19 protein-coding genes are annotated in these 25,961 nt (G+C 34.2%); 6 read left to right on the forward strand and 13 right to left on the reverse strand.

Translation table 11 applies throughout. From position 1 onward, the window contains the following. Positions 1–120: 120 nt before the first annotated feature. The 12 genes from ABD940_RS21190 to ABD940_RS21245 form a co-directional block, all read right to left on the reverse strand. Positions 121–3,771 (reverse strand): DUF5977 domain-containing protein, encoded by a 3,651-nt coding sequence (locus ABD940_RS21190; protein ID WP_345208277.1) that lies wholly within the window; start codon positions 3,769–3,771, stop codon positions 121–123. 11 nt (positions 3,772–3,782) lie between these two features. After that, positions 3,783–5,357 (reverse strand): T9SS type A sorting domain-containing protein, encoded by a 1,575-nt coding sequence (locus ABD940_RS21195; protein ID WP_345208279.1) that lies wholly within the window; start codon positions 5,355–5,357, stop codon positions 3,783–3,785. 531 nt (positions 5,358–5,888) lie between these two features. Continuing rightward, a complete protein-coding gene (locus ABD940_RS21200) occupies positions 5,889–6,572 on the reverse strand; it encodes a hypothetical protein (RefSeq protein WP_345208281.1) in 684 nt (227 codons plus the stop codon). A 298-nt stretch (positions 6,573–6,870) separates the two neighbouring features. After that, a complete protein-coding gene (locus ABD940_RS21205) occupies positions 6,871–7,716 on the reverse strand; it encodes a prephenate dehydrogenase (protein WP_345208283.1) in 846 nt (281 codons plus the stop codon). Positions 7,717–8,006: 290 nt separating this feature from the next. Beyond that, positions 8,007–10,295, reverse strand: a complete 2,289-nt coding sequence (locus tag ABD940_RS21210; protein ID WP_345208285.1) for a cation:proton antiporter — start codon at positions 10,293–10,295, stop codon at positions 8,007–8,009. A gap of 96 nt (positions 10,296–10,391) precedes the next feature. Further along, a complete protein-coding gene (locus tag ABD940_RS21215; RefSeq protein ID WP_345208287.1) occupies positions 10,392–10,781 on the reverse strand; it encodes a hypothetical protein in 390 nt (129 codons plus the stop codon). Positions 10,782–10,889: 108 nt separating this feature from the next. Next, positions 10,890–11,600, reverse strand: a complete 711-nt coding sequence (locus ABD940_RS21220) for a LytR/AlgR family response regulator transcription factor (RefSeq protein ID WP_345208289.1) — start codon at positions 11,598–11,600, stop codon at positions 10,890–10,892. Further along, on the reverse strand, positions 11,578–12,348 hold the full coding sequence (locus tag ABD940_RS21225) for a histidine kinase (protein WP_345208291.1): 771 nt from the start codon (positions 12,346–12,348) through the stop codon (positions 11,578–11,580). The genes ABD940_RS21220 and ABD940_RS21225 overlap by 23 nt, the downstream gene beginning before the upstream one ends. Positions 12,349–12,357: 9 nt before the next feature. Then, positions 12,358–12,729: a hypothetical protein gene (locus ABD940_RS21230; RefSeq protein WP_345208293.1), complete on the reverse strand. Its 372-nt coding sequence runs from the start codon at positions 12,727–12,729 to the stop codon at positions 12,358–12,360. Further along, positions 12,729–13,922, reverse strand: coding sequence for an alanine dehydrogenase (locus ABD940_RS21235; protein WP_345208295.1), 1,194 nt, complete (start codon positions 13,920–13,922; stop codon positions 12,729–12,731). Before ABD940_RS21235 ends, ABD940_RS21230 begins: the two co-directional genes overlap by 1 nt. Before the next feature lie 71 nt (positions 13,923–13,993). Further along, positions 13,994–14,401 (reverse strand): tRNA (adenosine(37)-N6)-threonylcarbamoyltransferase complex ATPase subunit type 1 TsaE, encoded by a 408-nt coding sequence (gene tsaE / locus ABD940_RS21240; protein WP_345208297.1) that lies wholly within the window; start codon positions 14,399–14,401, stop codon positions 13,994–13,996. Positions 14,402–14,506: 105 nt separating this feature from the next. Next, a complete protein-coding gene (locus ABD940_RS21245; RefSeq protein WP_345208299.1) occupies positions 14,507–17,467 on the reverse strand; it encodes a T9SS type A sorting domain-containing protein in 2,961 nt (986 codons plus the stop codon). 419 nt (positions 17,468–17,886) lie between these two features. Here ABD940_RS21245 and dnaG point away from each other — a divergent pair, with 419 nt between their 5' ends. From dnaG to ABD940_RS21265, 4 genes are all read left to right on the forward strand, one after another. Next, complete coding sequence (gene dnaG, locus ABD940_RS21250) at positions 17,887–19,872, forward strand: DNA primase (RefSeq protein ID WP_345208301.1); 1,986 nt, start codon at positions 17,887–17,889, stop codon at positions 19,870–19,872. A gap of 83 nt (positions 19,873–19,955) precedes the next feature. After that, positions 19,956–20,642 (forward strand): ATP-dependent Clp endopeptidase proteolytic subunit ClpP, encoded by a 687-nt coding sequence (clpP, locus tag ABD940_RS21255; RefSeq protein WP_345208303.1) that lies wholly within the window; start codon positions 19,956–19,958, stop codon positions 20,640–20,642. A 401-nt stretch (positions 20,643–21,043) separates the two neighbouring features. Beyond that, positions 21,044–21,592: a type 1 glutamine amidotransferase domain-containing protein gene (locus tag ABD940_RS21260; RefSeq protein ID WP_345208305.1), complete on the forward strand. Its 549-nt coding sequence runs from the start codon at positions 21,044–21,046 to the stop codon at positions 21,590–21,592. Positions 21,593–21,733: 141 nt separating this feature from the next. Continuing rightward, on the forward strand, positions 21,734–22,996 hold the full coding sequence (locus ABD940_RS21265) for an esterase-like activity of phytase family protein (protein ID WP_345208307.1): 1,263 nt from the start codon (positions 21,734–21,736) through the stop codon (positions 22,994–22,996). 79 nt (positions 22,997–23,075) lie between these two features. On the opposite strand, the gene ABD940_RS21270 is transcribed toward ABD940_RS21265, so the two are convergent. Next, on the reverse strand, positions 23,076–23,969 hold the full coding sequence (locus ABD940_RS21270) for a helix-turn-helix domain-containing protein (RefSeq protein WP_345208309.1): 894 nt from the start codon (positions 23,967–23,969) through the stop codon (positions 23,076–23,078). 244 nt (positions 23,970–24,213) lie between these two features. On the opposite strand from ABD940_RS21270, the gene ABD940_RS21275 reads away from it, so the two are divergent. Then, the gene (locus ABD940_RS21275; protein ID WP_345208311.1) at positions 24,214–25,206 is read left to right on the forward strand and encodes an alpha/beta hydrolase; all 993 of its coding nucleotides are present in this window, start codon (positions 24,214–24,216) and stop codon (positions 25,204–25,206) included. 93 nt (positions 25,207–25,299) lie between these two features. Continuing rightward, entirely contained in the window at positions 25,300–25,956 is a 657-nt protein-coding gene (locus ABD940_RS21280; RefSeq protein WP_345208313.1) for a carboxymuconolactone decarboxylase family protein, read from the forward strand. Positions 25,957–25,961 lie beyond the last annotated feature (5 nt).

Genomic DNA, 25,961 nt, shown 5'->3' on the forward strand with positions numbered 1-25,961 from the left:
TGGTGACAGGCTCTAAATAAGTCCTGCTTTGGATATAATTTTCTGTGGAACTCAGCTGAGCGTGAACCAAACCTGATATAAGCAAAGTTCCTATGGGGATTAATATCTTTTTCATCGTTTTTAGTTTATAGGGAAAATGATTTCATAATTATAAGAGGTATTATTAGCTGGAGCTGTTGACTGTGACCTTAAAATAATATCTCCATTTGTTTTAATTGTATAGTATACCTGTCCATTATAGCCAGAATATTCTGTTGTCGGTAAACAACTTCCGTTTATAGTGGCTATTTTAACTCCTGTTGTCGTCCAAGGTAGGTTAGTTGAGTTTGATCCAGAAGAAAAACCAAAAGTTATTTTATAATAAGGGTTGGATTGAACTGAAACATTTCCTCCTCCACTTATGCCAATTGATGTATTGAAAGAAAGATTACAAGTAAAAGGAGTACAGGTTCCATATATATTCGCTGCATTTTGCCCATTAATAGTAATATCATTAAGCGCTTGCTGTTCAGCATCTACCATACTGATCGTAGAAGTATATTGCTCCGCAGGCACAGTGTATGTATAAGCTCCACCTATAGCACCTGAACCACAATTATTTCTAACAAACGGTTGGCTTTGGGTCGAATTCTTAAATACCATAGGCGTGTAATTATATTTAAATTCTTTCAACAAAGTATTATTAACGTCAATAATCTTCTCAAGTCTATTTGAGGAATCATACTTGTAATTTTCTCTTATCCCCGAAGGAGGTGTAATACTTCTTACTCCTATTAATGGATCATAAGTATACGTAGTTATTAAATATTTTGATAAAGAAGTATCTTTTCTAAAATTATCTAAGATTAATAAGAATAAAGATTCATCTGATAAAAGAGGTGCCGAATTATCAACATCTGAAGCATTAACAATATCCGTAATTAAAGAAGTTGAAATATCAGTCAATTGTGCTCCTTCTATTTTGGCTATGGGTTTAGTTTGGTTATAGCCCCAAATTATCGTAGTAGCAACACCATCTTTTGAAGTATACTGTTGAATATTTCCTTTTGTATCATATTTATCAAAAGTTACTTCTGTTGAAGCATTACCACTTTGAAGATCATATATAGATTTTGATGTAGGATTGAAATGGCTTATATTATCAAATTGAGTGCTTTCATGGAAAATTTCTTTACCGTTTTTATAAATCTTTTTATCAATATTATTTGATAAGATATTAGCTTGTGAAAATCTAGGAATAAGTGACGAATAAGAATAAGATTCCGATATTTGAGTGGCTGTTGGCATTAAAGTTGACTTCTGACTTAAGAAATTATATCCGTTATAAGCATAATCTGTATTAGTAAACATCTCTGCTCCATTAAAGTATTCTTTAGTCTGAGTATTAGCAAGTAAACTTTCCTTTGAATAAATGGGATAATACCCAAAAACTGCAATTGGGTGATCTGCTAATATTTTATTAGTACAATCACCAGGAAAGGCACATGGATTTCCTTTTCTCGCGGAATTACTTAGGATCACTGATGATCCATAAAAGAATTTAGAATATTTATAATCGTATGTATTTATTGTTTCTTTAATTAAATTATCGGAGGAATCATATATTTTAACATTTTTAATTAAACCATTCTCCGGAGCCTTAGAAGCTCTATTGGGCATGTATAAAGGAATATTATCATCTTTATATTGAAAACTAATATCTGGATTATTATAAAATGTGGTAATTATTTTTCCTGTTGAATTATTTATATTATCTAATTTCTTTTTGGTTACCATCGAATAACCTATAAAATTTCCAGAGGATAATGGAGATGCGGTAATATCAGAAACAGCCAGAGTTGATAATACTAAATTAAAACGATTAATACTCGCAGTACCACCTATTCCTGATGCAAATTTATATTGATACTTTTTAAAAAGGTCGAGTGGGTTTATGGCTATTCCCCCTCCATATTCGTAGACTGTTTTATCACTAATATTATCATTATTGTCATAATTAATTTGCTCCTTAATTCTTAGCCCATTACCACTATTGATTGTAGTAGAAAAATCATTATTATAGAAAAGGTTCTCCCCCCCATTAAGTTCATAATTAAAAACCGAATACCCTTTTGTAGGATATATTATTTTTTCTAGAATACCTGCTTTCATGTAGTTAATGTTTGCCGTTTTTAAATTATTATTTTTATCGTTTAGAGGAATTCCTGTATTATTAAAATCATTAGGATTTGCAAAAAGTGTCTTATTTGTAATACCACCATTATAATACCCCCAATAATCTACAGCAAATGAATCTTTATCAACTATTGGTGTGGAATTATATTTAAAAAAATATTGCTCATTACCATCAATTATCACGGCATCTAATTTTAATCTTTTAGATAAATAATCTTGTGTAATTGAGGTGGGATAGCTGTTGATTATATTTAATAATGGTTTTTGATCACGCAGGGTAATACTATTTTGAGAATTAAAATATGAGTAATTGAAGACAATATTTTTTACTACATTCGATAAAGGAGCTGTGACAGTAACATTGTCTAGTTTCTTGTTATCAGTGTAATCTACTCTACTCGAATAATTAAAGTTTACTTTCCCAAAATCTCCACTTATTTCTTTTATTATCAGTAATTTATCATATGTGAAACCATTCGTGTAGGCACTTGGTACAAAAAAAGTATTTGCAGGGATATTTGCTCCATAAGGAGCCAAACTTTGAGTACCATCTCCTAATTTAAATTCATCTCCCTGACTCCCAGTATAAAGGTTACATGTGGAAGGGTCAATACTGTTGGGAGGGAAACTATTAAAACTTGTATTGTAGCTATCATATGATTGAGTATAATTCAAACTTTGTGCATAAAATGGAATAGTTGACACGTTTGTCACTTCATCATAGGTGAAGTTTACATTTCTATTGTTTTTATCAACGATTTTGGTTATTACATAATTTCTGCTACTTGCATTGCTTCCAAAAACCGTTCCTGTACCAGAAGTGCTATAAGTTTCAGTTTTGCCAAAGTAATACTTGATACCCCGAGTATCTGTGATCACAAAAAAGTCTGTAGTATTAAAACTAATTTTATATCCTTTTTTATTTAAACATTCAAATGTTGGATTAAATGTTTGAGTCGGATTAATTGTTTGAAAATTAGAGGTTACGAAAATTAATTTTTCACCAAACAGATTACATGTAAAAATATCTGGGGATGTATCATAATCTGTAATACTGGTATTATAATTTTTGAAAGATCCATCTACTGGTAATAGATTCCAATTTATTTTGAAAAATGTAAGTTTATCTTCATTAGGTTCTGTCATATACTGTGAAGGAACAGCAGTATTCTCACAGACAGCAAACCAATTTCTGATTACCGGAGGCGTAGAATCATATAAAAAATTAAGTTTAACTTTTCTATCAAAAAATAAATCATCATAACCGCCTAATACTTCTTGTGAAATATTCGCCAAAGGCATTCCCCACCCTAATCCAACATTTGAGGCTTCATCTCTAACCTTAATTCCATTTCCTGAAATATATTTTAATATTAGAGGGACTTTTATATCTCCTTCTTCTAAGTTAAATAATGGTATTAGTGGGCTATTTGCTCCTGTATATTCAGAATTATTATCATCTCCATATTTCATAAAAAGTTTCGCCGAAGGTGATTTAGGCAAACCTTCAAAATAATAAGAACTATTTTGATTTTGTTGTGCTTTACTACTGATTACAATTAGTGTAAATAGAAGTAAAATTTTTTTATTAATCATGATATATTTGTTTATTTCTTAATCAATTTCGCATTCGCAGTTTTATTCGTATCCGTTTTAATAACAATCAGATAAGCTCCCTGAATCAAATTTTGGGTATTCATCTTTATTATCTTATTCTTGGTTTTCAAACTCTGCAGCTGCCTTCCTCCCATGTCATACATTATAATTTCAGCATCCTTAAAATCAAAACCAATTTCTACGTAAGTATAATCCGATACCGGATTCGGATAGATCTTAATATCCTGTTTCTCGATCAGCTGATCGAGTTGTTTATCTCCCAGTTTTACAATCTTCCAGTTCTCTTTTCCGAGTTCTTCTGTACTTGTTCCGGCAAGAATAATCGAACCGTCTCTGTTCAGTTTAATATCAGAAAGCCTTTCTTCACGTTTCCTTGATTCTCCTTTCACATGTTTTCTCCACTGTTCATTACCATTCTGATCCAGATAAAGCATCCAGAAAGTTTCATCATCAGTCTCAATTCTTCCTTCTGCCTGAGTGTAACCACCCAGTAAAATGCCTTTGGTTGATGGTTGATTGTTGTTGGTTGACGGATTGTGAATCACACTCATTCCCATTAAAACGTCCCTGTTTTTGAAGTTATAAGATTTCTGCCAGATTTCTTCACCTCTTTCATTCAAAGAAATTAACCAAAGATCAGTACCTTCTTCAATGCCAGCGGTTTTGTTTCCCGATCTTTCCGATCTTGATTCTCCTCCGATTAAATATCCCGTTGAAGTTAAAGCCAGTGTTCTCAAATGATCATCTCCTTTACCTCCAAAGTTCTTTTCCCATTCTACTTTGCCGTCTTTAGAAAGCTTGATGATCCAGTAATCGCCTTCTCCGTAATTGTCAGTTTTCTTTGAACCATCTGCATTGCTTCTTGAATAAACTCCCAATAAAGCTCCTCCGTCTTTTGTAGGGATCATTTTCTCAACTTCATCGAGTCCTTTTCCACCTAAAACAATCTGAGATAATTCTTTCCCGTTCTTATCCAGTCTTACAATCAAAACATCTTTGGAACCAAATCCTTTTGAACCCTGAGGCTCTCGAAGGGTGGTGTTTCCCGCAACAAAATATCCGAAATCGGTCGTTTGGATCACGCTTCTTGCTTCTTCATCACCTGTAGAGCCAATCGTTTTCTGCCACAGTTCATCCCCGAATTCGTTAATTCTGATGAGCCAAATGTCAGAACCGCCTTTGGATTCTTCCTTTTTATCCAATCCTTTCCCCGAATAGGAAGTTCCGGCAAGTAAAAATCCTCCTTCCTGTGTATTTATCGTTGCCGAAAGAAAATCATGGTTCTTTCCCGAGAAGTATTTCTCCCAGACTTCATCGCCTTGTTGATTCAGTTTGACCAAATGGAAATCGTAACCATTATTCTGCTTACTGCCTGCTGCCTGAAGCGTACTGCTTTGAATACTGCTGCCTGTAATTAAATACTGTCCGTCAATTGTTGTGGTGACCTGGGAAAGGAAATCCTGCGTTGAGGATTTGATGTCCTTTTGCCAGACCACCTGTGTTTCCTGAGCGTGAATACTCAGAACCGTGCACATGGAAAGTGCAGTTACATAGAGTCTTTTCATTCTTAGTGTTAAGTTTTTAGTTATTATTTGTGTCCGAAATTATGAAGAGTTTTTCGTTAGAAAATAGGGGAGACCCCATTCTTAAAGAATTGTTATTGTTGCTGATGGAAATTATCCGAAAATCATTTGTGTTGATCATGGTTTTGTTTTTTTAGTTTTTATTATTAAAAAATATTACCGTTAATTTTTTCCCCTATTTGGCAAAATTAATCCGCATAGACGACAAACTGTGTCGTATTATATACAGATGCAGTTTTTTTACTTTAGGTTGGAAAAATTATTTAAAAAATAAGAAAGCGTGGAACTATATCTACTGTCTTGGAGGTACTGGTATACCTAGCAACAAATAAACAAGCCCACGCCAAGCGTAGACATTGATTATTCTTGTTGCTATGAAAATTACCAGTTTACCAAGACAAGAAAGCCAATGCTTTATATTTTTTCGTTAAAATCTTCGGCGAAGATATATAAAATTATAATCTTCTCTTATATTTTCTACAAATTTTTAAACATAGAAAATATTAAATTCTATTAAGAAGGCGTTCCTCCTTTAGAATCTTCTTTACCGTTTCCTCGCGTTACATGCACCATTGCAATAAGGTTGTCAATTGTATATTCCGAAGCTTTCTGCTCCCCCTGAAATATAATTTTTCCCATTTTTGCAACTTCACTTACATAAACATACAGCTCCTTATACAGATCTTTATTGGCAGAAGTAAATGCTTTACGCTGCTGTTGGAAACCTGTCTGCTCATTGCTTTTAGCCGTTATATTATTAAATGCATTTTCCAGCATTGTTTCGGTATCTGCTTTCATACCGTTTGCAATCAATAAGGCAGATTGTGCAGAAATTACCTGTTTCAATGACTTAAGTGACAGTAAAGCTCCTTCGAAATTTCGTTTCCTGATTTTCCTTAGAACATCACTTGCCAAGGTAGTTTTTACATTCGCTTTACTTAATACCAAATTCAGAAGCTTTATTGGTTTATTCAATTCATTTCCCAATAAATAGAGATCCTGAGTGGTCTGTTTTTGCTGTACAAGCACGGCATCCCCGGTTTCTTTTGCTCTTACCTCATCTGTTTTATTTTGCATTGCTGACAGATAAGCAGAATTGAACAAATGATTTTCTGATTGGAAGATGTCCAGATCTCTAGTTAGACTTCTTAGTAATGCATCCGCGATCGGTACATACTCTTCTTTTTGTATTCCCATAGTGTTTTATTTTAAAAAATAACGGGGATAAATATATAATATTGTTTTTATTTATTTCACTTTTTAACATTTTTATCTATTGTATTAGGGATTTGTTTTACTTTCCTAAGTGTCTATCAGAGTACACTATATTTTAGGTCTACTGTACTACAATTTCATAATAGTACAGTCTGTTTTTGTCTCAGTGCAGTAGTTTTTTATTGTAGTTTACTGCATTTTTACTTTAGTACTCTTGGTTTTTATTCCAGTGCACTACATTTTTGCTCTAGTACACTGGATTCAAAATAATAAAATGTGATTATTTGTCCAAAATTCCTCTTATTTTATTCGCATTAGAAATCAGCTCTCCCAAATATTCAAAATTTTCTTTTTCCAAAGCTGCTTTGAATTTTCTTAACTGCGCGATATGTTCATTCAAAACATCCAGAACGTTTTCTTTATTTTGTTTAAAGATCGGAACCCACATTTCGGGATGAGACTTTGCCAAACGAACAGTGCTTGAAAAACCCGAACTCGCCAATTGGAAAATCGTTTCTTCTTCGCGCTCTTTTTCCAGAACTGTGTTGGCTAAAGCGTAAGATGTAATATGTGAAATATGCGAAATGTAAGCCGTGTGAACATCATGATCTTCTGCATTCATGTAAATCAAATGCATGTCTAAACTTTCAACGATTTTCTCAACCAATTGTAAGGCATCGTCTGCAGATTCTTCTTTATTGCAGATCACTCCAGCTTTTCCTGAAAAACTTTCTGAAACAGCCGATTTCGGACCATTGTTTTCGGTTCCCCACATCGGGTGGAAAGCTACAAATCTTGATCTTTTCGGATGATCTTTTACCGCATTTACGATTCCTGCTTTCGTAGATCCTGCATCCATTACAGTTTGATTGTCTGAAATTAAATCCAATACATTTGGTAATAATTTTCTCGCGGCATCTACAGGAATGGCAAGAATAATTAAATCAGAATTTTTGATTCCGTATTCGAGATCTACTTTTGCGTCGATTATTTTTAATTCTAATGCTTCGTTCAGATGTTCATTGCTGTTATCAATTCCATAGATGAAATCTGCGATTCCTTTTTTTCTTAATTTTAATGCAATCGAACCACCAATTAATCCTACACCTATAATACTTATTTTCATCTTCTTAATTTTTAAAATAAAAAACCCCGCCCAAGGACGAGGTTGATGTTATCTATATAAGAAATCCTTATCCCATTTTTGAGTTAAAAATTCCGTAATAATATGCTTTGTTGTTTGTAATCACCAAACGAAGGTATGAATTTTTTTTTAATTGAAATAAAAAGTGAAAAGTGAATTTCGCAGCCAGGTTTAATTTTTTTGAATGTGAAATTAACGTATTGTCGAATAAAATTTGATGTTTCACCTGATTTACAAAATTCACAATCCACTCTTTCTAAAAACAAATTTCATTATGGGTTTGAGATAATCAATGTCGAAGGAATATCCGATAACCAAAGGCTTTTCGTGTCGATCAGGTTTTTCCAGCTTTTGCTGCTGATCAACATTAAATCCTGAGAATTAAGAAATTCTTTCTCGATTTTTTTCTCGTTATATAGGGTGATATGGTTTGGTGCAACTTGTTCGATACTTCTGATGAGTTCTTTTACCTCAATATTATTTCTGATCTGTCCTGCAACGTCCAGAATTATGATTTGAGAATTGTTATTATTGATCAGTCTTTTCGCATATTCAAGCAAATAAAAATCACTTAAATTAAATATAGGAACAAAAACTCTGTCCGCAGAAGTAAAGTTTTTTTCGACCAAAACTCCGACAGGAATCGTTGCTTTATCTAAAACCTGCAACGTCGCATCGTCGAAAGGAGAGTTGTTGAAAATATTTCCTTTTCCTTTTACGGTGTTTAACAGTTTTTCAGGATTAATGATCTTTGTGGTAAAACCTAATAATCTTCCCAATAAACTTCCTTCATACATCGATTTTCCAAGCATGATCAAAAGAAGGTCGTAATTTCCTTTGTTGGTAATATTTGTAAGGTCATTTTCGACATCCGTCGAAGCCTTGAAAAGGGTAGTGACTTCAAGCTTAAGCTCATGCGAAGTTTCAATAACATTTTTGAACTGTTCTTTTTCAAAATCATCTATATCAAAGGCGTGAAGTTCGTCTACAGGAGCAATATTCATTGCTGTCACGCTTTTATTTCCGTTCATTTTATGAGTAAGGTTATTCGCAAGTTTCAACAGTGTACTTCCGGATTTTGCGGTTTCGAAAGATACAAGAACTCGATATTTTGCGTCATTATCATCATCCTGATCATCTTCTATCATTGATTTTTTTCCTTTAAAAAGATAATTAATAAGATCAAGGCAAGGTCCCGTCATGAAAGTTGTAAAAAGTGCCATTATAACGAGCATTGCGAATAATTCAGGTCCTAAAACTCCCAAATCATAGCCGATATTTAAAACAATAAGTTCCGTAAGACCTCTTGTATTCATCAATGCTCCAATGGTAAGACTGTCTTTCCAGCTTAATTTTAAAAATTTTGCTGCAAGTGCGCTTCCCACAAATTTTCCTGTAACGGCAGTTAAGATTATAAATCCTCCTATTTTCCAAAGATGAGGATCATTTAATAATCCGATTTGAGTTCTTAATCCTGTAAATACAAAGAAAAGAGGAAGTAATAAAACCAACGCCACATCTTCGATTTTTTCAATAAAAAGATTTCTGAATTTTACATTATCAGGCATGATCGCACCTGCCATAAATGCCCCGAAAAGTGCATGAATTCCGATAACTTCTGTTGCGTATGATGAGATAATCAATATTAAGAAAAATACGGCAACCAATGCTTTGCTGATGAAACCTTTTCCTTTTTGAGATTCTGCAATTCTGATCAGGAATGGTCTTACCGCTTTTATCATAATGAAAACATAAAGAATTGCCATCAAAATAACAAAAACCGACCCCGAAAAAGATCCAGCTTTTACAACAGCAATAACTGCTGCCAAAATACACCAAGCTGTAATGTCATCTGCAGCAGCACAGGTAATTACAACGGTGCCTATTTTTGTTTTGTGAAGGTTTCTTTCCTGAACAATTCTAGCCAAAACAGGAAATGCAGTAATACTCATAGCAATCGCTATAAACAGAGCAAACGAACTGAATTGAATTCCGTCCGGAGCAAATTCTTTATAAATAAAATAAGAAAGTCCTACACCTAAAGCAAAAGGAATAATAATACTTGCGTGACTGATCACAACTGCATCGTGTGCCTTTTTTCTTAAAACACTTAGATCCAGCTCCATTCCTACGATATACATGAAAAGTATTAACCCAATCTGACTTAAAAACTGCAAATTCGGGAGCGATTCTTTTGGAAAGATAAATGCCGAAAGTTCAGGAAAATACAAACCGAAAAGTGATGGTCCTAAAACAATACCTGCAATCATTTCGCCAATTACTGAAGGCTGTTTAAGCTTTACACAAATCCACCCAAAAAGCTTCGCCACCATAATGATGGTAACAATCTGAGCGAGAAGAAGCGCCAAAGGATGATGAAGATTCGTCAGAAATGAATCGACAAAATTCTCCCACATTGTAGATCCTGTAGCTTTACTTGGAGCAATATTTTCTCCTATTTCCAATGTTTTTCCTTCAATAAAAAACCAATACATTAAGCATGAAAAAAATGCAATTGTACTGATGTAAAAAATGATATTTTTATATTTCCCCAAGTTCATAATCCCTAAGTTTTTGCAAAGTTGATAAGAATATAATTATGATAAATATGTTTATTTCTAAAATGTAATCAATGTGACAAATAATGTAACGAAAATCTACCTGAAAGAATATCCAAGTCCGATTCCCATTTTCCATGCTCCGTTTTGTACAGAAGTTTTGGTGTTGTAGTAAAACGGAACCTGTAATGCGATTTTTTTGTAAACCACCGTTAAACCCGCTCCAAGATTTGGCATGATCGCGCTGTTTTTTGTTCCTTCAGATTTATCTTCTTTGATTCTGAGCGAAGGAAGCATTCCCAAAATGAATTTCAGATCCTTGTTTTTGTAGCTGATATTCGGTCCTGTAAAGTTGATAAAAGCTCCATGATCCACATATCCGGCAACTGCAATTCCATCAAAAAAAGATGCCTTAATTTTCGAATCTGTTTCCTGAGAAAAGCAAAGTCCGGATATGAGAATTCCGCCTGCATAAAGAAGTTTTTTCATTATAAATCATTTATTCAGGTGCAAAAATACGTTGACCAAATGTTTTAAAAAGGATGGATGTAATAAAGGCGATGAATTTTGTAATGAAACCGAAAACCTTTGAAAGATCTATTTTCCAAACATTTCCATTAATGAATTTTTATAAGCTTCTCCGATATGTAACTTTAAAAAATTCTCGTTTTCTGTAGGAATGGTTGTAATAATTTCGTTGGTTGAAAATATTTTAATGGAAGATAGAGCAATGATCTCTTTTTTATTTACCTGCGCAAAATCTTTTGCAGGAAGCATTTCCAGAAGGTTTTTAAAGTTTAGATTCTTCAAAACAATGCTTGTTCCGTCATTCAGGATAATATCTTTGTCGCGGCTGTCGATCTCAGAAGTTTTGATATAAGCAATTTGTTCTGTAAAAATCACGGTTTTACCGATGTTGGTATTCCACTCGATGAAATCTTTTTTGTTTGATTTTTGAAGTAATTCCGTTGCTTTTTCGAAAGCTTGGGTTAATCTTTCTTTTTTGATAGGTTTTCTCACGTAATCGACAACATTTAGGTCAAATGCTTCTGCTGCATATTCTTTGTAAGCGGTAGTGAAGATAATTTTCTTGGAACCAGAGATAAGCTCGGCAACCTGTAAACCGTTCATTCCAGGCATTTCGATGTCTAAAATACAGACGTTACAGTCAATATTTTCAATTTCGTTTAAAAATATTTTAGGATCATTAAAAGCTTTTACAACTTCCACGTTGTCAATTTGTTCGCACAGAAGTTTTAAATAGCTGATTGCCAGTAATTCGTCATCAAGAATAACGCATTTTATCATAGAATTCTCCTAAATTGATTGTTAATTCTGCCGTGAAGATACCGTTTTTTGAACTTTTTTGAAGCGAATAATAATTATTGTAAATCATCTTCAATCGTTGATCTAAAGACTGACTTCCGAAACCGCTTTTCTCTTTTTCCAGAATATTTTTTAATGAAGCTTTGTTGCTGACCTTCATAATGAAAATCCTGTCTTCTAACTCCATTTGGATGGAAATAAATGAATCCTGTGCCAGAAAATCCGTATGTTTAAAAGCATTTTCAATCAGATCAACAGAAATTAACGGAGCAAAAACTTTTTCTTCGTAAATTTCGTCTGATTTATCAATCTTCGACTTAATTCTAAAATCAAAAAGTGGATTTATCTTAATTTTATTAATCTCAATAAGACTTAAAGCGAAATTTAATTCTTCTTTTGGACTTACAAATTTGTTGTTGCTTTCGTATAAAATATAATCTAAAACATTTGCCAGTTTATCCAGTGACATGTATGTTTGATAAGCATGTGACTGAACGGAATTTAAAATATTTTTGAATAAATGTGGATTCAGTTTTGTACCAATATGTTCAAGCTGAACTTCGTTTAATCTTTGCTGAATTATTTTGTTAGCTTCTGAAATTCTGGCATTTTTTATCTTGAATTTCTGATTTTGGCTAAATAAATAAATGCTTACCGTTAAAAAAAAGAAAATAGCAAATACTCCAATGAATATCAGATAATCTTGAATCATGTAGTAATTGCCTTCCATTGCTTGAAATTATTTCAATTTCTTCAAAGAATTCAACGTTACCGTCTCCTCACATTTTTCGTAAGTAATTTCGTAAGTCGGATTGTTTTCAGGATAAATCAAAACGTAATCAGGACAAGGTTTTTTCTGCGCGTGACTTTTATCAAAATCTACTTTTCCTTTGGTAATGATGCTGTCTTTTAAGAATTTTTCGTTGATTTTTAATGTATTCATTTCTGTTTTAAAACTTTCAGAATACTTAAAATCTTTAGACAGGGTTTCTGCAATAACACGGCTGTTTGGAAGATAACCGCTGCAGCTTGCACCTTTTTTATTTAATACAAAAAATACAATGATAAGTCCCGGAACAAGACCGATTGCAAAGAATTTGAGTTTTTTCATTAGAAAATTAAAAGATTGATATCATGATAAGTAAGTCCGAAACGGTCGCAGATGATTTTCTTTGTGTGTCTGCCTTTATACATGTAAAGACTCTGTTTCATTTCATTTTTGCGAACCAGCATGTTTTCGAAACCGCCTTCTTCGTCATAGTTTAAAATGTAGGATAAAAAGAAATTGGAGATAGCTTTTGTCGTTGTTCTCGGCATTCTTGAAGTAAGATTCGGAAGTCCGCAATGGATTACACCGTGTTTGATGATGTAAGGATCTTCCATTGTTGTAAGCTCGGAAGTTTCGATTACTTTTCCGTTATCGATGGTAATATCGATGATGACACTGCCTTTTTTCATTTTCACAACCATTTCTTCGGTCACGATTGGTGTCATATTTAATCTTGGAAGTGCTCCGATAACAACATCAGCTCTTCTGAGTGCTTTTTTTAGTTCTTTAGGATCGATGATCGAAGTAGGAACTCGGCTGTCAACCAAAGTATGAAGTCTTCTTAATTTTGAAAGTGAATTATCAAAAACTCTTACACTTGCTCCTAAACCTATAGCCGCTTTTGTGGCAAATTCTCCGACGATTCCTGCTCCTAAAATGACAACTTCTGCAGGTCTTACTCCTGTGATTCCGCCTAACATCAAACCGTTCGATAAAGCTAATAGTTCGGAAGCGTAAAGAACTGAAACTGTTCCTGCGATTTCGCCTATCAATCTTACCAGAGCGAGTTGTTTATATTCATCAACAATGAATTCGAATGCGATGGCGTTGACTTTTTTCTCTGCAAGTTTTAGAAAATAATCTTTATCCCTTAAGTTAATCTGAAGCGCTGAAACCAGATAAGTATTTGGTTTCATATAATCGATTTCTTCTTCTGTAGGAGGGTTTACTTTTAAAATTAAATCCTGCCCGAAAGCTTCTTTTGGATCGTTTGTAATTTTCGCTCCTGATTCAGAATACAACAAATCTGAAAAAAATGAACCTTGTCCGGCTCCCGATTCTATAATGATTTCGTGCCCATGTTCTATCAAAACCTGTACTGCATCAGGTGTAATGCAAGCTCTTCTTTCATTCAGGCTGGTTTCTTTAGGGATTCCTATGCTGAATTGTTTTCCTTTTTTAATGACCTCCAGTTTTTCTTCTTTCGGCATCAGTTCCTCTTCGGTAAAAGGAGTAAAAATATTTGTAGTACTCATCCTTACATTTAAATTAGGTTCTTACAGATAGTTATTTTACATTCAAATTCAAGAGCAAAGATACATAATATTTACTCGAATGAAATCTCTCTGTTTTCTCCTGTGTTAAGAATGCTCATTTCGTGGAACTTAAGTCCGTAAAGTTCTTCTTCATACACTTCCGGCCATTCAATAATACAAAGAAAAGCGTTGTCGAGATATTCTTCAATACCAATATCATAAACTTCTTCTATATTTTTTAAACGGTAAAGATCAAAGTGATAAATTTTTCCTTTCGGTGTATTGTATTCATTAACAATTGAATAGGTAGGCGAATTAACCTCATCTGTACTTCCTAAATTTTTAAGTAAAAATTGTGTAAAAGTGGTTTTTCCTGCGCCTAGATTTCCCTTTAATAAAAGAATATTGTGCTGTAATTGTGAAATGACGGTTTCTGCGATGTTTTGCCAGTCGTCAATATGATAAATAGTGAACTGCATTTTTAAGCAAAGATAATTATTTACGTTAAATTTTTTATAGTAATTAAAACAAAACCGGCTGAAGAAAATTCTCCAACCGGTTTTCACAATAGATATGATAGACGATTATTTTTTAATCACTTTCTGTGTGAAAGTCTGATTATTTTCCAGTGTTACTTTAAGAATATAAAGTCCTGAATTAAAGCTTTCCAAAGATATTTCCTGAACCTGACCTCCTTTGCTGATCAATTGTCCTGAAATATTATAAAGTTCAAATGATCTTACTTTTTCTTTAGAATCAATTTTTACAAAAGAAGTTGTAGGATTTGGATAAATTTTAATGTTATCTTTTGAAACTTCGTTTGTTGCAAGAATTACAGTGTCTTTAATTTCGAAATTATCAAATGAAAGATCGAAATCTCCTGCAGTTCTGTTAGCAACGATTTTTACCTGCACAAACTGACCTTGATATCCTGAAAGAGAATATGTTTTTTTAATATAATTTCCTGTTCCGGCTTCGTTATTCACAGTTCCGACTGTTGTCCAAGTTGTTCCGAAGTCAGTTGAGATCTGTACATCAAAATTTCCCCAATCTGTTAATGCTGCGTAAGGACTGTTGTAGTTACTTTGCTTATAATAGAAACTTAATTCATAAGTATTTGTAGTTAAAGGTCCTACTGCAATAGTATTGAAAGATCCTGTTGAAAGGCTTCCGTATAGATTTTTATATAGATTCGTTGCAGAATTTCCATTTCCTGTTGCTCCTCTTGCTGTTCCTAGTGTGAAAGGATTTCCTCCGTTTACCCAGCCTTGAGGAAAAGTTGATGTTAAAAATTCTTCTTTCCAAGGAGCCGGAGTAGTGGGAATTGTCGTGAATGTAACAGATTTCCAAGGGCTTTTTTCTGTTGAAGAACACAATCTTCTGATCCAGAAATAATACGTTCCGTTTGTAAGTGACGAAAGATTTACTGAATTTGTTCCTGAAGCTAAATTTACAAAAGTTGCTGTGTTTGCAGGAGGAGTATTCGTTGTTGTCACAATATATTCGTATCCGCTTGCAGGTTGTTGATTGGCAACATTCGTCCACGAAATATTGGCTCCGTTATAACTTACAGAATTTAAAGTAAGTGAAGAAAGTTCCGGACAAGACGGAATTGGCTCCCAAATCACATCATCTACATACATATATGAATATGAACTTCCGTCCACTCTTCTGATTCCCAAATAGTTTCCAAAACCTGTATAACCGTTTAAATAAACCGTATATTCCTGATAAGTGGTTGTAAGAGGAATCGTTTCAATAATATCTACGTTTGCAGAAGCTGTGTTTCCTGTTAATGCAACGATCTGAAGTTTTGTATCTGCAGAAGTTCTTCTTGCTTTAATTCTTAATCTGTGAGTTCCTGCATTTAAGTTTGTTAATTCAGGGCTTACCAAAATAACTTTTGTAGCTGCGTCTGTCATTGTTGCTCCGTTTCCGTAAAAACTGATGTTGTTCGGTGCAGAAAAAGTATCAGTTGTTGTTAAACTGATGGTAGGAATTGAACTGTTATTCGATGTTAGAATTTTTCCCCAACAGTTTGGAAGGTTTGTTCCTGTTACCGCATCAAAATTTTCACTAAGCGTTGTTGTAGGAACACAGGCTGTATACAAACTCGCTGTACTCGAATAAGCACTTTGGCATTGCGTACTTACATTTTTTCCTCTGATAAAATATTGTGTATTCGGCTGAATTCCTGTGATATTCTGGGAAGTGGAAGAAGTGCTCAAAGTAAATGGAGAACCCGTAATCTGATTTGTAAAATTGCTGTCTATTGCTACTTCAATAATCGTATTGATAGGATTTGCATTTCCGTTTTCAGAAGCAGACCAACTAATATTGAAAGAATTTGATGTTATGTTTGAAGCTGCAATCCCATTTACCGTAATCGGACAGTTTGTGATAGAACTTGTCAATGGATTTTGCACATTATACAAAGGTCCATTTGTACAGTTTGAATTGACCGAATAAATGGTGTAAGTATATTGATTATTTCCTTTAATTCCGTGGTTGTAATTGTTTTCAAATGTTGTATTGGCACCGTAATAAGCTACATAACTGTTTAATGAAACATTTTCTCCCGTCGAATAAATTGTTCCGTTGACAGGCGCAATTGGCGTCGTTCCGTTTAGGTTTCTTAAAATCAAATATTTATCCGCTGCAGGAGAACTCGGTGTGAAACTTCCGTTAATGATAATTCCTGTATTGGTTAAATTTAAATTGGAAGGTTGCGAAGATGGCGTTGTACAAGCAGTTGGCGCAGTCCATGTGAAAGTCAGACCCTGCGAAGGAAGATAGCTGTAATTGCTCGCGATTCCACTGGATGAGCTCGTTCCCTGAGTAGAATTGCTCCAATTGCTTGTTGCATTTCCTGATGCAGTTCTGTTGGTGTAGTCGCTGCTTGTTGTACCTCTTAATCCTACTTTTGTATTTGTTGCAGTCGGATTTCCAACGGCAGTCATGTTGTAAACATATTTTATGCTTCCGTTTTCATGAAGTCTTGCCTGAAAATTCCAGTCGTGATAAGCCGAAGAGCTCTGAGAAGATGAGTAAGGTCTGAAATGGCTCCATTGTACCACAAATTCTCGGTTTGGAGCACTTCCTACAACCGAATAATCGATAGAACTTGATACTCCGTTGATATTATAAAAAGAAGAAAGATCTGCCGCTAAAGGAGAAATCACTCCTGAATAAGCATTTCCTGAACTTATTGGATCAGAAGTGGAAGTTGCTGTCGTTCCAAAGCTAATAAATCCGTTTGCATAAACTTTTACAGAATTAAAACTTGTTCCGTTAAAAGGAAATGAAAAAGGAATCACATTATCTAAAGTATACACATTTTCGTCCAAAAATCCTGTTCCTGAAACCGCTGTTGCTGTTACAATATTAGTTGGATTTGAAAGTGAAGTATATGTTCCCTGACTTTGTGCGAAAGAATAGTAGGAAACTATCTGCGCATTTGAAATATTCCAGCTTGACAGAACCAAAGCTCCGATCAGGCTTAACCTATTTCCGGTTAATTTTTTAAAAAATCGATTTAAAATCATGCTTAGTGGGTATATTTACTACAAACATATTATTTTTAATTAGAACTAATAAAAATAAATAACATGATTTAAATCAACCCCACAAATGTATGATTTATCTTTTAATAATGAATGTTTAATAGTGTTTGTGAATGAAAATTAAAACTGAAATTGGATTGATTAAAATGTACTTAATTGCCATTTTCCATGAGAAATTAATTCTTGTCCTTTAAATTCTTCAGATATAAATTATAAGAATATTCAGCTCTCGCTTTAAAACTGCTACGATATAATTAAAATCCGCCTGAAATATTTCATAATCAAAAGGTAATGGTTATAATTTTATTTCAAAAATAATTAAAATAAAGTCATTTATAGGATTTAAGATTTGAAGTCTGTTTTCAATGCTAAAATTTACATTAAATGCCTATTTTTGCAACATGATTTCCAAACAGACCATAGATAAAATATTCTCAACGATCAGGGTAGAAGAGATCGTTGGAGAATATGTGCAGTTGAAAAGGGCAGGGTCTAATTATAAAGGACTCAGTCCGTTCCATGATGAGAAATCACCTAGTTTTGTGGTTTCGCCAAGCAAACAGATTTGGAAAGATTTCTCGACAGGAAAAGGAGGAACTGCGATTTCTTTTTTAATGGAAATCGAAAATTTCACGTATCCTGAAGCGCTTCGTCACGCCGCAAAAAAATACGGAATTGAGATCGAAGAAGATCAGAAAGACTTTTCCGAAGAAGCAAAAAATGCACAGTCGGAAAGGGATATTTTATATAAAATTCATGAAATTGCCAATGACTTTTTTCAGAATTTTCTTTGGGAAGTAGAGGAAGGAAAGGCAATTGGTTTATCCTATTTCAAAGAACGTGAACTTCGTGACGATATTATCAAAAAATTCCAGCTTGGATATTCTCCCGAAAAGAAAAATGCTTTTACGGAATATGCTTTAGAAAAAGGATATTCAAAAGAAATTTTGGAGAAATCAGGCTTGTCAATATTCCCTGAAAATTCACCAGCCGGAATTGACCGTTTCCGTGAAAGGGTAATGTTTCCAATACACAGTTTTTCGGGAAGAGTGCTTGGTTTTGGAGCCAGAATTCTTAAAAATAATGTCAAAACGGCAAAATATCTCAATTCGCCGGAGACAGAAATTTATCATAAATCAAATGTTCTTTACGGATTAAATCAAAGTAAACAGGCAATTTCGAGAAAAAACATTTGTCTTTTGGTGGAAGGTTATATGGACGTGATTTCACTTCATATGTCAGGAATTGAAAACGTTGTTGCGAGCTCCGGAACTTCCTTAACGACGGAACAGATTAAGTTAATAAAAAGACTTACCGAAAACGTAACTATTCTTTTCGACGGAGATAATGCAGGAATTAAAGCCAGTTTCCGAAGTATTGATATGCTGTTGACGGAAGGAATGAACATTCGTGTTCTTCTGTTTCCCGATGGTGACGATCCCGATTCTTTTGCAAGAAAACATCCGCAGGAATATGTTGAAAAATTCATCGAAAATCAAGCGATGGATTTTATTGATTTTAAAGCTGAAATCCTTTTAAAAGACATTGGAGATGATCCTATAAAAAGAGCCGAGGCTATTCGAGATATTGTAAAATCGGTTGGTTTTGTTCAAAATGCTTTAAAAAGAGAGGTTTACCTTAAACAGGTTTCCAATAAATTTGGTTTGTCTGAGCAGAGTTTGTTTAATGAATTAGATGTTCAGCGACAGGTTAATCAAAATCAGACGCAGCACGTTCAGCAGCAAAAAGAAAACGCGGCTCCTGTAAAAATGGAAATTGTGCCTTTGGATGAAGAGAAGGGCGATCCGTTTTTATTTGAAGTTTTGTTTATGGAAAATAAATTGGTGGATCACATGTTGATGTTTGGCGATATTGTTTTGAAGAGAAAAGATGAAAAAGATGAAGAATATCAAATCACTGTTATTGAAGAAATTCTGCATCATTTCGATGAAGAGCAATATGAATTTTTGGTAAAAGGAAACGAAATTATCATCAGTCAGGTAAAAGAAGGAATTCAGAATGATGAACTGAGAAGTGGAAATTTCTTTGTGACCTTCATGGATGAGGATATTACTACGAAAGTTGTGGATGCATTACTTCCTTTGGATGATCTTGAAAATTGGGCTTCCAGAAATATATTTCCTCCAAATTATGGAGATAAAATTGCAGAGCAGGTAAAAGGCGATGTTTTGCTTCATAAATACAGGTATATCGATTATTTAATAACAGAAACTGCGAAAGAGCTGGAACAATACAGAGATTCTGATGTGGCGAAATATTTTGAACTGATACAGAAAATAACATTGTTAAAACAAGCTTCAATGCGATTGAGCGAAATCATCGAATATTCTCCTATTAAAGGAATCTATGCCAATAGAAGAAAATAATTCTATGACAAAAAGTCCTATAAATTTTTAGGAATAAAAGTTGTAATTTACACTTTGTAAAATTTAATATACACAATAGAAATATGGACATTAAAAAAGATTTCAGAGACTTCTCTGTAAAACACTTGGGAAATAGCGGTTTAGCTACCGATCAGTATATGGGAATGTATGGTCCGACAGGTCTTACACCATACATTATGGAAGAAAGAAGATTAAACGTTGCACAGATGGACGTTTTCTCTCGTTTGATGATGGATAGAATTATTTTCTTGGGAACAGGTATTGATGATCAGGTTGCTAATATTGTAACTGCTCAGCTTTTGTTCTTAGAAAGTGCAGATCCTTCAAAAGACATCCAGATTTACATCAATTCTCCTGGTGGAAGTGTTTACGCAGGATTGGGAATTTATGACACAATGCAGATCATCAAGCCGGACGTAGCAACAATCTGTACAGGTATTGCGGCTTCAATGGGAGCTGTATTATTGGTTGCAGGTGAAAAAGGCAAGCGTTCTGCTTTGAAGCACTCAAGAGTTATGATTCACCAACCTTCAGGAGGTGCACAAGGTGTTGCTTCTGACATGGAGATCAACTTAAGAGAGATGTTGAAGTTGAAAAAAGAATTGTATGACATTATTTCAGATCATTCTGGACAAACTTACGAATGGGTAGAAAAAGCGTCTGACAGAGATTATTGGATGACTTCAACTGAAGCGAAAGATTTCGGAATGGTTGATGAAGTATTACAGAGATCAAAAGACAAAAAATAATTTCTTTTTTAAAGAAATAACGAAGCGCATCAATTTATTTTGGTGCGTTTTTTATTTGAAAAATGCGAATAAAAAATCCTTTACAATTTATCAGTCATGATTTATAATTTTTTAGGAGCTTTTTCCGGCTTTCCGTACTCGCTATTTTCTCAGGATTTCGGTTTCGGCGAGCCTTTGGCTCGCCGAAACCGAAATCCTGAGAAAATGAGCTCAAACAATTGCTGCAATCCGGGCTAGGATTTTAGTATGTAATATTAAATTTAGTCATAACCATCATCAAAGCATCTTTTTAGTTTAAATTATTAATCAAAAAATAATATTTAACAAATTTTATCAACTTTAAAAACAAAAACGGCATTATTTTTCTACTTAAGAAGTCACAACACTTAAATCATAAAATTATGTCAAAGAAAATCGCAATTTTAGCTACAAACGGCTTCGAAGAAAGCGAATTAAAATCACCAAAAGAACATTTAGAACAGCAAGGCTGGACAGCACATATCGTAAGTCCGGAATCTGGAACGATAAAAGCTTGGGCAGAAAAAGACTGGGGAAAAGAATATGATGTTGATAAAACTTTAGATGAGGTTCATGCTTCGGACTATGATGCTTTGGTTTTACCGGGTGGAGTTATCAATCCGGATCAATTGAGAACCAATGAAAGTGCCTTATCATTTGTAAGAGCTTTTTTTCAACAGCAGAAACCTGTAGCGGCAATTTGTCATGGACCTCAGATCTTGATCAATGCAGAAGTTGTTGAGGGGAAAAATATGACTTCAGTAAATTCCATCAGCAAAGATTTGAAAAATGCAGGCGCAAACTGGGAAGATAGTGAGGTTGTTGTTGATCATGGTTTGGTAACAAGCCGTACTCCAAAAGATCTTCCGGCTTTTAATGCCAAAATGGTTGAGGAAATCAAGGAAGGAAAACATGAAGAACAAACTTTATAATTTTTACATAAAATTGATAATATATAAAGGCTTAGATTTTATCTAAGTCTTTTTTGTTGAATTAAATTTAAAATACAATTATCATTGCATTCAAGATAAGTTTACAATCAATATTTACTTTCGCATCCAATAAAAGTAAACATGAAAAAATTCTTATTACCTGTACTTGCTTTCATTTCTTTGACGGCTTGTAATAGTGATGATAACACAAGCAATCAGGATATCAATTATTCTAAACTTCCACAGGAATTTCCATTCTCAAGCTTAATGACTTTAAATGGAGTAAATGTTATCAATGGAGGTTTCGGTTCAGGAGCAACGGCGCATCCAACCAGAAAAGGAGAATTTTATGTAATCACAGATCGTGGTCCGAATGTAGCCTATTCAAATGGAATTAAAATCCTGGTTCCCAATTTTACACCGACAATTATGCATTTCAAAATTAATGCAGACGGAAATATTGAAGTAATTAAATATATCAAACTTAAAAATCCTTCAGGACAGCCAATTACAGGTCTTCCAAATCCAGCGGGAATGGGAAGTACAGGAGAAATTGCTTACGATGCAAACGGAAATGTTTTAGGTACAGATAATTACGGATTAGACAGTGAAAGTATCGTTGCAGCTTTAGACGGAACTTTCTGGGTTTCTGATGAGTACGGTCCTCATATCGTTCATTACAATGCAGATGGAGTTGAAATGGAAAGAATCAGTCCGATTGGAGTGAATACGGGAACAAGAAAATTGCCCGCCGTTTTCGCGAAAAGAAGACCAAATCGTGGAATGGAAGGAATGTGTATGACACCAGACGGAAAAATGTTAGTTGGTACGATACAATCAACAATGTATGTACCTTCAAAAGCTTTGGCAACAAATACAACTTTAACAAGAATTGTAACTTTTGATTTGGCAACGGGACAGACGAAGCAGTATTTATATAAACAGGATGGAGGAGCTTCTGATTCTGTTTGTGATATTACACCAATTAGCAATACTGAGTTTTTGGTGATCGAAAGAGATGGAAATTTCGGTTCTGTTGGTGGACTTAAAAAAGTTTACAGAATCAATCTTTCGGGAGCTTCTGACGTTTCAGGAACAGATTTAACTGCAGTTGACGGAATGAAAATCAACGGAAAAACGCTTGAACAATCTACCTGGGCTGAATTGAGCGCAGCGGGAATTACTCCGGTTTCTAAAACTTTAGCTGTTGACTTAGTTGCTAAAATTGGTTATGAACACGACAAGTTTGAAGGAATTGTTTATTTAGGAAATAACAAGCTTGCCGTTTTCAATGATGATGATTTCGGGGTTGCAGATGACGGAAACGGAAACCCAAAAACAAAAATTCTTCCAAAAACAGGAAAACAGGATAAAGGAACTATGTATATAGTGGATATTCAATAGATAATTGTTATCAAAAGATAGATTATTTATTTTCAATTTATAGTAAAAAATAAACAGCTTGGAAAATAGCTGTTTATTTTTAATTCAAATTCCTGTATTCATTAGGCGCTACGCCAGTTTTTTGCTTAAAAAGTCTGGAAAAGTGCTGAGGATACTTAAAGCCCAGTTCGTAAGCGATTTCACTGAGAGATTTATCGGCGTCAAAAATTCTTTCTTTGGCAACCTCAATTACTTTTGCTTGTATATATTCCTGAGCGGTTTTACCGGTTTCTTTTTTAATTAAATCTCCAAAATAATTGGTGGACAAATGCAATTCTTCGGCACAGGATGACACAGATGGAAGACCTTTATGTAAAGGTTTGTCAGATAAGAAATAAGAATTCAGAAAATCTTCGAATTTTTCTAAAATTCCTTTGTTAGCATTATCTCTTGTGATAAACTGGCGGTCATAAAATCGGGTACAGTAGTTCAGAAATAACTCGATATTTGATACAATTAATTGCTTGCTGTGTTTATCGATAGAATGTTTCAGTTCATATTCAATTTTACTAATGCAGTCCATTATGATGATTCTTTCCTGTTCCGACAAATGCAATGCTTCGTTTACTGCGTAAGAAAAAAACTGATAATCGTGGATGTTTTTAGCTAAAGAAGTTCCTGTAATCAAATCGGGGTGAAAAACCAATGCAATTCCCTGAGGCTGATAATAATCTTCGCTGTAGCTGCCAATAATTTGTCCCGGTGCCAAGAATATCAAGGTGCCTTCTTCATAATCATAATTATTCAAGCCGTAACGCAGATCTCCACAGTGGATTTTCTTTAAGAAAACAGTATAAAATTCATAACGCAGACGACGCCCCTGTCGCGGATCAGCTTTATCCAGATCTACAACACTGACTAATGGATGAAGCGTTTCCTGATTATTAAATGCATTGTATTGTTTTATATTGTTAAAATTAATGATATCCTCCATTACATTCTTTTTTACTTAAACAGGTACAAATCTACTTAATTCATTAATAGGTTTTTAACTTCGCAGATCCTAATCGGTGATATTGGTTAGTAATTCAGTGATTGGTATACATTCACAATCTGTTTTACGTCGGAAATTTGCAGTATCAAATTACAGATTATAAAAAATAATTATGAAATATAAAAGATATTGCTTAGCCGTCTTATTATTTACGCTCGCCTCAAGTTATGCTTTTTCTCAAAATATGAAAAAGCAACCCCCTTTGATAATTGAAAAGCAGGGAACATTTTCTGCAGGCGGAACTGTAATTAAAAGTGATGGCACTTTCGATGCATTAAAACCTTGGAATGAACCGCAGGGCGGACAAACTCGCCACGGCGACCACGCAGATGTATGGTATCAGATTCCTGTAAATCATAAACGGAAATCAATGGTATTCTTGCATGGTTATGGACAATCCCGTCGCAGTTGGCAGACTACAGCCGATGGTAGAGAAGGTTTTGCAGATATTTTTCTAAGAAAAGGATATGGTATTTATCTTGTTGATCAGCCAGGTCGTGGCGATGCAGGACAAACTACCAAGCCGGCTCAGATTACGGCAATTCCGGATGATCAGACTTGGTTTACTCAGTTTCGTATTGGTTTATATCCGAATTTTAATGAAGGTGTTCAATTTCCGAAAGATGAAAAATCATTAGATAATTTCTTTAGGATGATGACACCAAATACAGGAAATATTGATGAAGAAACAATTGTCAATTCGATGTCTGCCATTTTTGATAAATCAGGAGACGGAATTCTTTTTACACATTCAGCGGGTGGTTCTCCGGGCTGGAAGACTGCAATAAAAAGCAATAAGGTAAAAGCTATTGTGGCTATTGAGGCGGGAGGTTTTACTTTTCCGGAGGGCGAGGTGCCGGAAGGAAATCGTGGTGGAAAAGGCATTCCCATGGAAGAATTTATGAAGCTCACAAAAATTCCTATCGTGGTTTATTTTGGTGATTATATTCCGAAAGAAGAAACCAAGGCTGCATCACTCAATTTTTGGCGCAGCGTATTGGCTACAGCAAAGCAATGGGCAAAAGTAGTGAACAATCACGGAGGTGATGTTACCATTATACATCTCCCTGAAATCGGGATTAAAGGAAATACACATTTCATAATGTCTGATCTTAATAATCAGGAAATAGCAACGATTATTAACAAATGGCTTCAGGAAAAAGGCTTGGATAATTAATTGAAAAATATAATGAGGCAACTAAAATTTCTAAGTTTTATAACAGTAATGATTAGCATTTCGCTGTTTAATAATCTTCTAAAAGCACAAGAAATGATAACATCAAATGAACAATTAAGTATAAAAGATAAAAGCATAATTACTATTTCGTCTTACACAGCGCAAGGGAAACTGACAAATCTAAAAACGGAACTAAATAAAGGTCTTGAAGCGGGATTAACCATAAATGAAATAAAAGAAATAATAATACATTCCTATGCTTATTGCGGTTTTCCGAGAAGCATCAGAGGGTTGCAGACTTTTATGGAAGTTCTTGAAGAAAGAAAAGCAAAAGGAATAACCGATAAACAAGGAGCCGAATCTTCCCCAATTGCAAGTGAAAACAGTAAATACGAAAGAGGTAAAAAAATATTAGGGAAACTCACAGGAATACCACAGCCAGATAAGCTTTCCGGTTATTCGGCTTTTGCACCAACAATTGATACTTTTTTAAAAGAACATTTATTCGCAGATATTTTTGAACGAGATGTATTGACTTATGCTCAAAGAGAATTGGTCACTATTTCGGTAATCGCTGCCATTGGCAATGCAGAGCCGATGCTTCAGGGACATTTAGGAATTTCACTCAATGTAGGTTGGTCACAAAAACAATTAGAAGAGTTTATCAAAGTTATTTCGACAACCATAAGTAAACAAAAAAGCGGTGCAACTGGTTTAGTTTTAAAAAAAGTCCTTGAAAGCACACATTAAATATA

Source organism: Chryseobacterium ginsengisoli, assembly GCF_039542325.1.
In the GTDB taxonomy this organism is placed as follows: Bacteria; Bacteroidota; Bacteroidia; order Flavobacteriales; family Weeksellaceae; genus Chryseobacterium; species Chryseobacterium ginsengisoli.

Excerpts from the sequence above, each read along its gene's own strand:
- ABD940_RS21215 (WP_345208287.1), bottom strand. The coding sequence starts at position 10,781 with ATGAAAAAACTTCTTTATGCAGGCGGAATTCTCATATCCGGACTTTGC.
- ABD940_RS21275 (WP_345208311.1), top strand. The coding sequence starts at position 24,214 with ATGAAAAAGCAACCCCCTTTGATAATTGAAAAGCAGGGAACATTTTCT.
- ABD940_RS21195 (WP_345208279.1), bottom strand. The coding sequence starts at position 5,357 with ATGAAAAGACTCTATGTAACTGCACTTTCCATGTGCACGGTTCTGAGT.
- clpP (WP_345208303.1), top strand. The coding sequence starts at position 19,956 with ATGGACATTAAAAAAGATTTCAGAGACTTCTCTGTAAAACACTTGGGA.
- ABD940_RS21190 (WP_345208277.1), bottom strand. The coding sequence starts at position 3,771 with ATGATTAATAAAAAAATTTTACTTCTATTTACACTAATTGTAATCAGT.
- ABD940_RS21210 (WP_345208285.1), bottom strand. The coding sequence starts at position 10,295 with ATGAACTTGGGGAAATATAAAAATATCATTTTTTACATCAGTACAATT.
- ABD940_RS21200 (WP_345208281.1), bottom strand. The coding sequence starts at position 6,572 with ATGGGAATACAAAAAGAAGAGTATGTACCGATCGCGGATGCATTACTA.
- ABD940_RS21220 (WP_345208289.1), bottom strand. The coding sequence starts at position 11,600 with ATGATAAAATGCGTTATTCTTGATGACGAATTACTGGCAATCAGCTAT.
- ABD940_RS21235 (WP_345208295.1), bottom strand. The coding sequence starts at position 13,922 with ATGAGTACTACAAATATTTTTACTCCTTTTACCGAAGAGGAACTGATG.
- ABD940_RS21260 (WP_345208305.1), top strand. The coding sequence starts at position 21,044 with ATGTCAAAGAAAATCGCAATTTTAGCTACAAACGGCTTCGAAGAAAGC.
- ABD940_RS21225 (WP_345208291.1), bottom strand. The coding sequence starts at position 12,348 with ATGGAAGGCAATTACTACATGATTCAAGATTATCTGATATTCATTGGA.
- ABD940_RS21265 (WP_345208307.1), top strand. The coding sequence starts at position 21,734 with ATGAAAAAATTCTTATTACCTGTACTTGCTTTCATTTCTTTGACGGCT.
- ABD940_RS21245 (WP_345208299.1), bottom strand. The coding sequence starts at position 17,467 with ATGATTTTAAATCGATTTTTTAAAAAATTAACCGGAAATAGGTTAAGC.
- ABD940_RS21270 (WP_345208309.1), bottom strand. The coding sequence starts at position 23,969 with ATGGAGGATATCATTAATTTTAACAATATAAAACAATACAATGCATTT.
- ABD940_RS21205 (WP_345208283.1), bottom strand. The coding sequence starts at position 7,716 with ATGAAAATAAGTATTATAGGTGTAGGATTAATTGGTGGTTCGATTGCA.
- tsaE (WP_345208297.1), bottom strand. The coding sequence starts at position 14,401 with ATGCAGTTCACTATTTATCATATTGACGACTGGCAAAACATCGCAGAA.
- dnaG (WP_345208301.1), top strand. The coding sequence starts at position 17,887 with ATGATTTCCAAACAGACCATAGATAAAATATTCTCAACGATCAGGGTA.
- ABD940_RS21280 (WP_345208313.1), top strand. The coding sequence starts at position 25,300 with ATGATAACATCAAATGAACAATTAAGTATAAAAGATAAAAGCATAATT.
- ABD940_RS21230 (WP_345208293.1), bottom strand. The coding sequence starts at position 12,729 with ATGAAAAAACTCAAATTCTTTGCAATCGGTCTTGTTCCGGGACTTATC.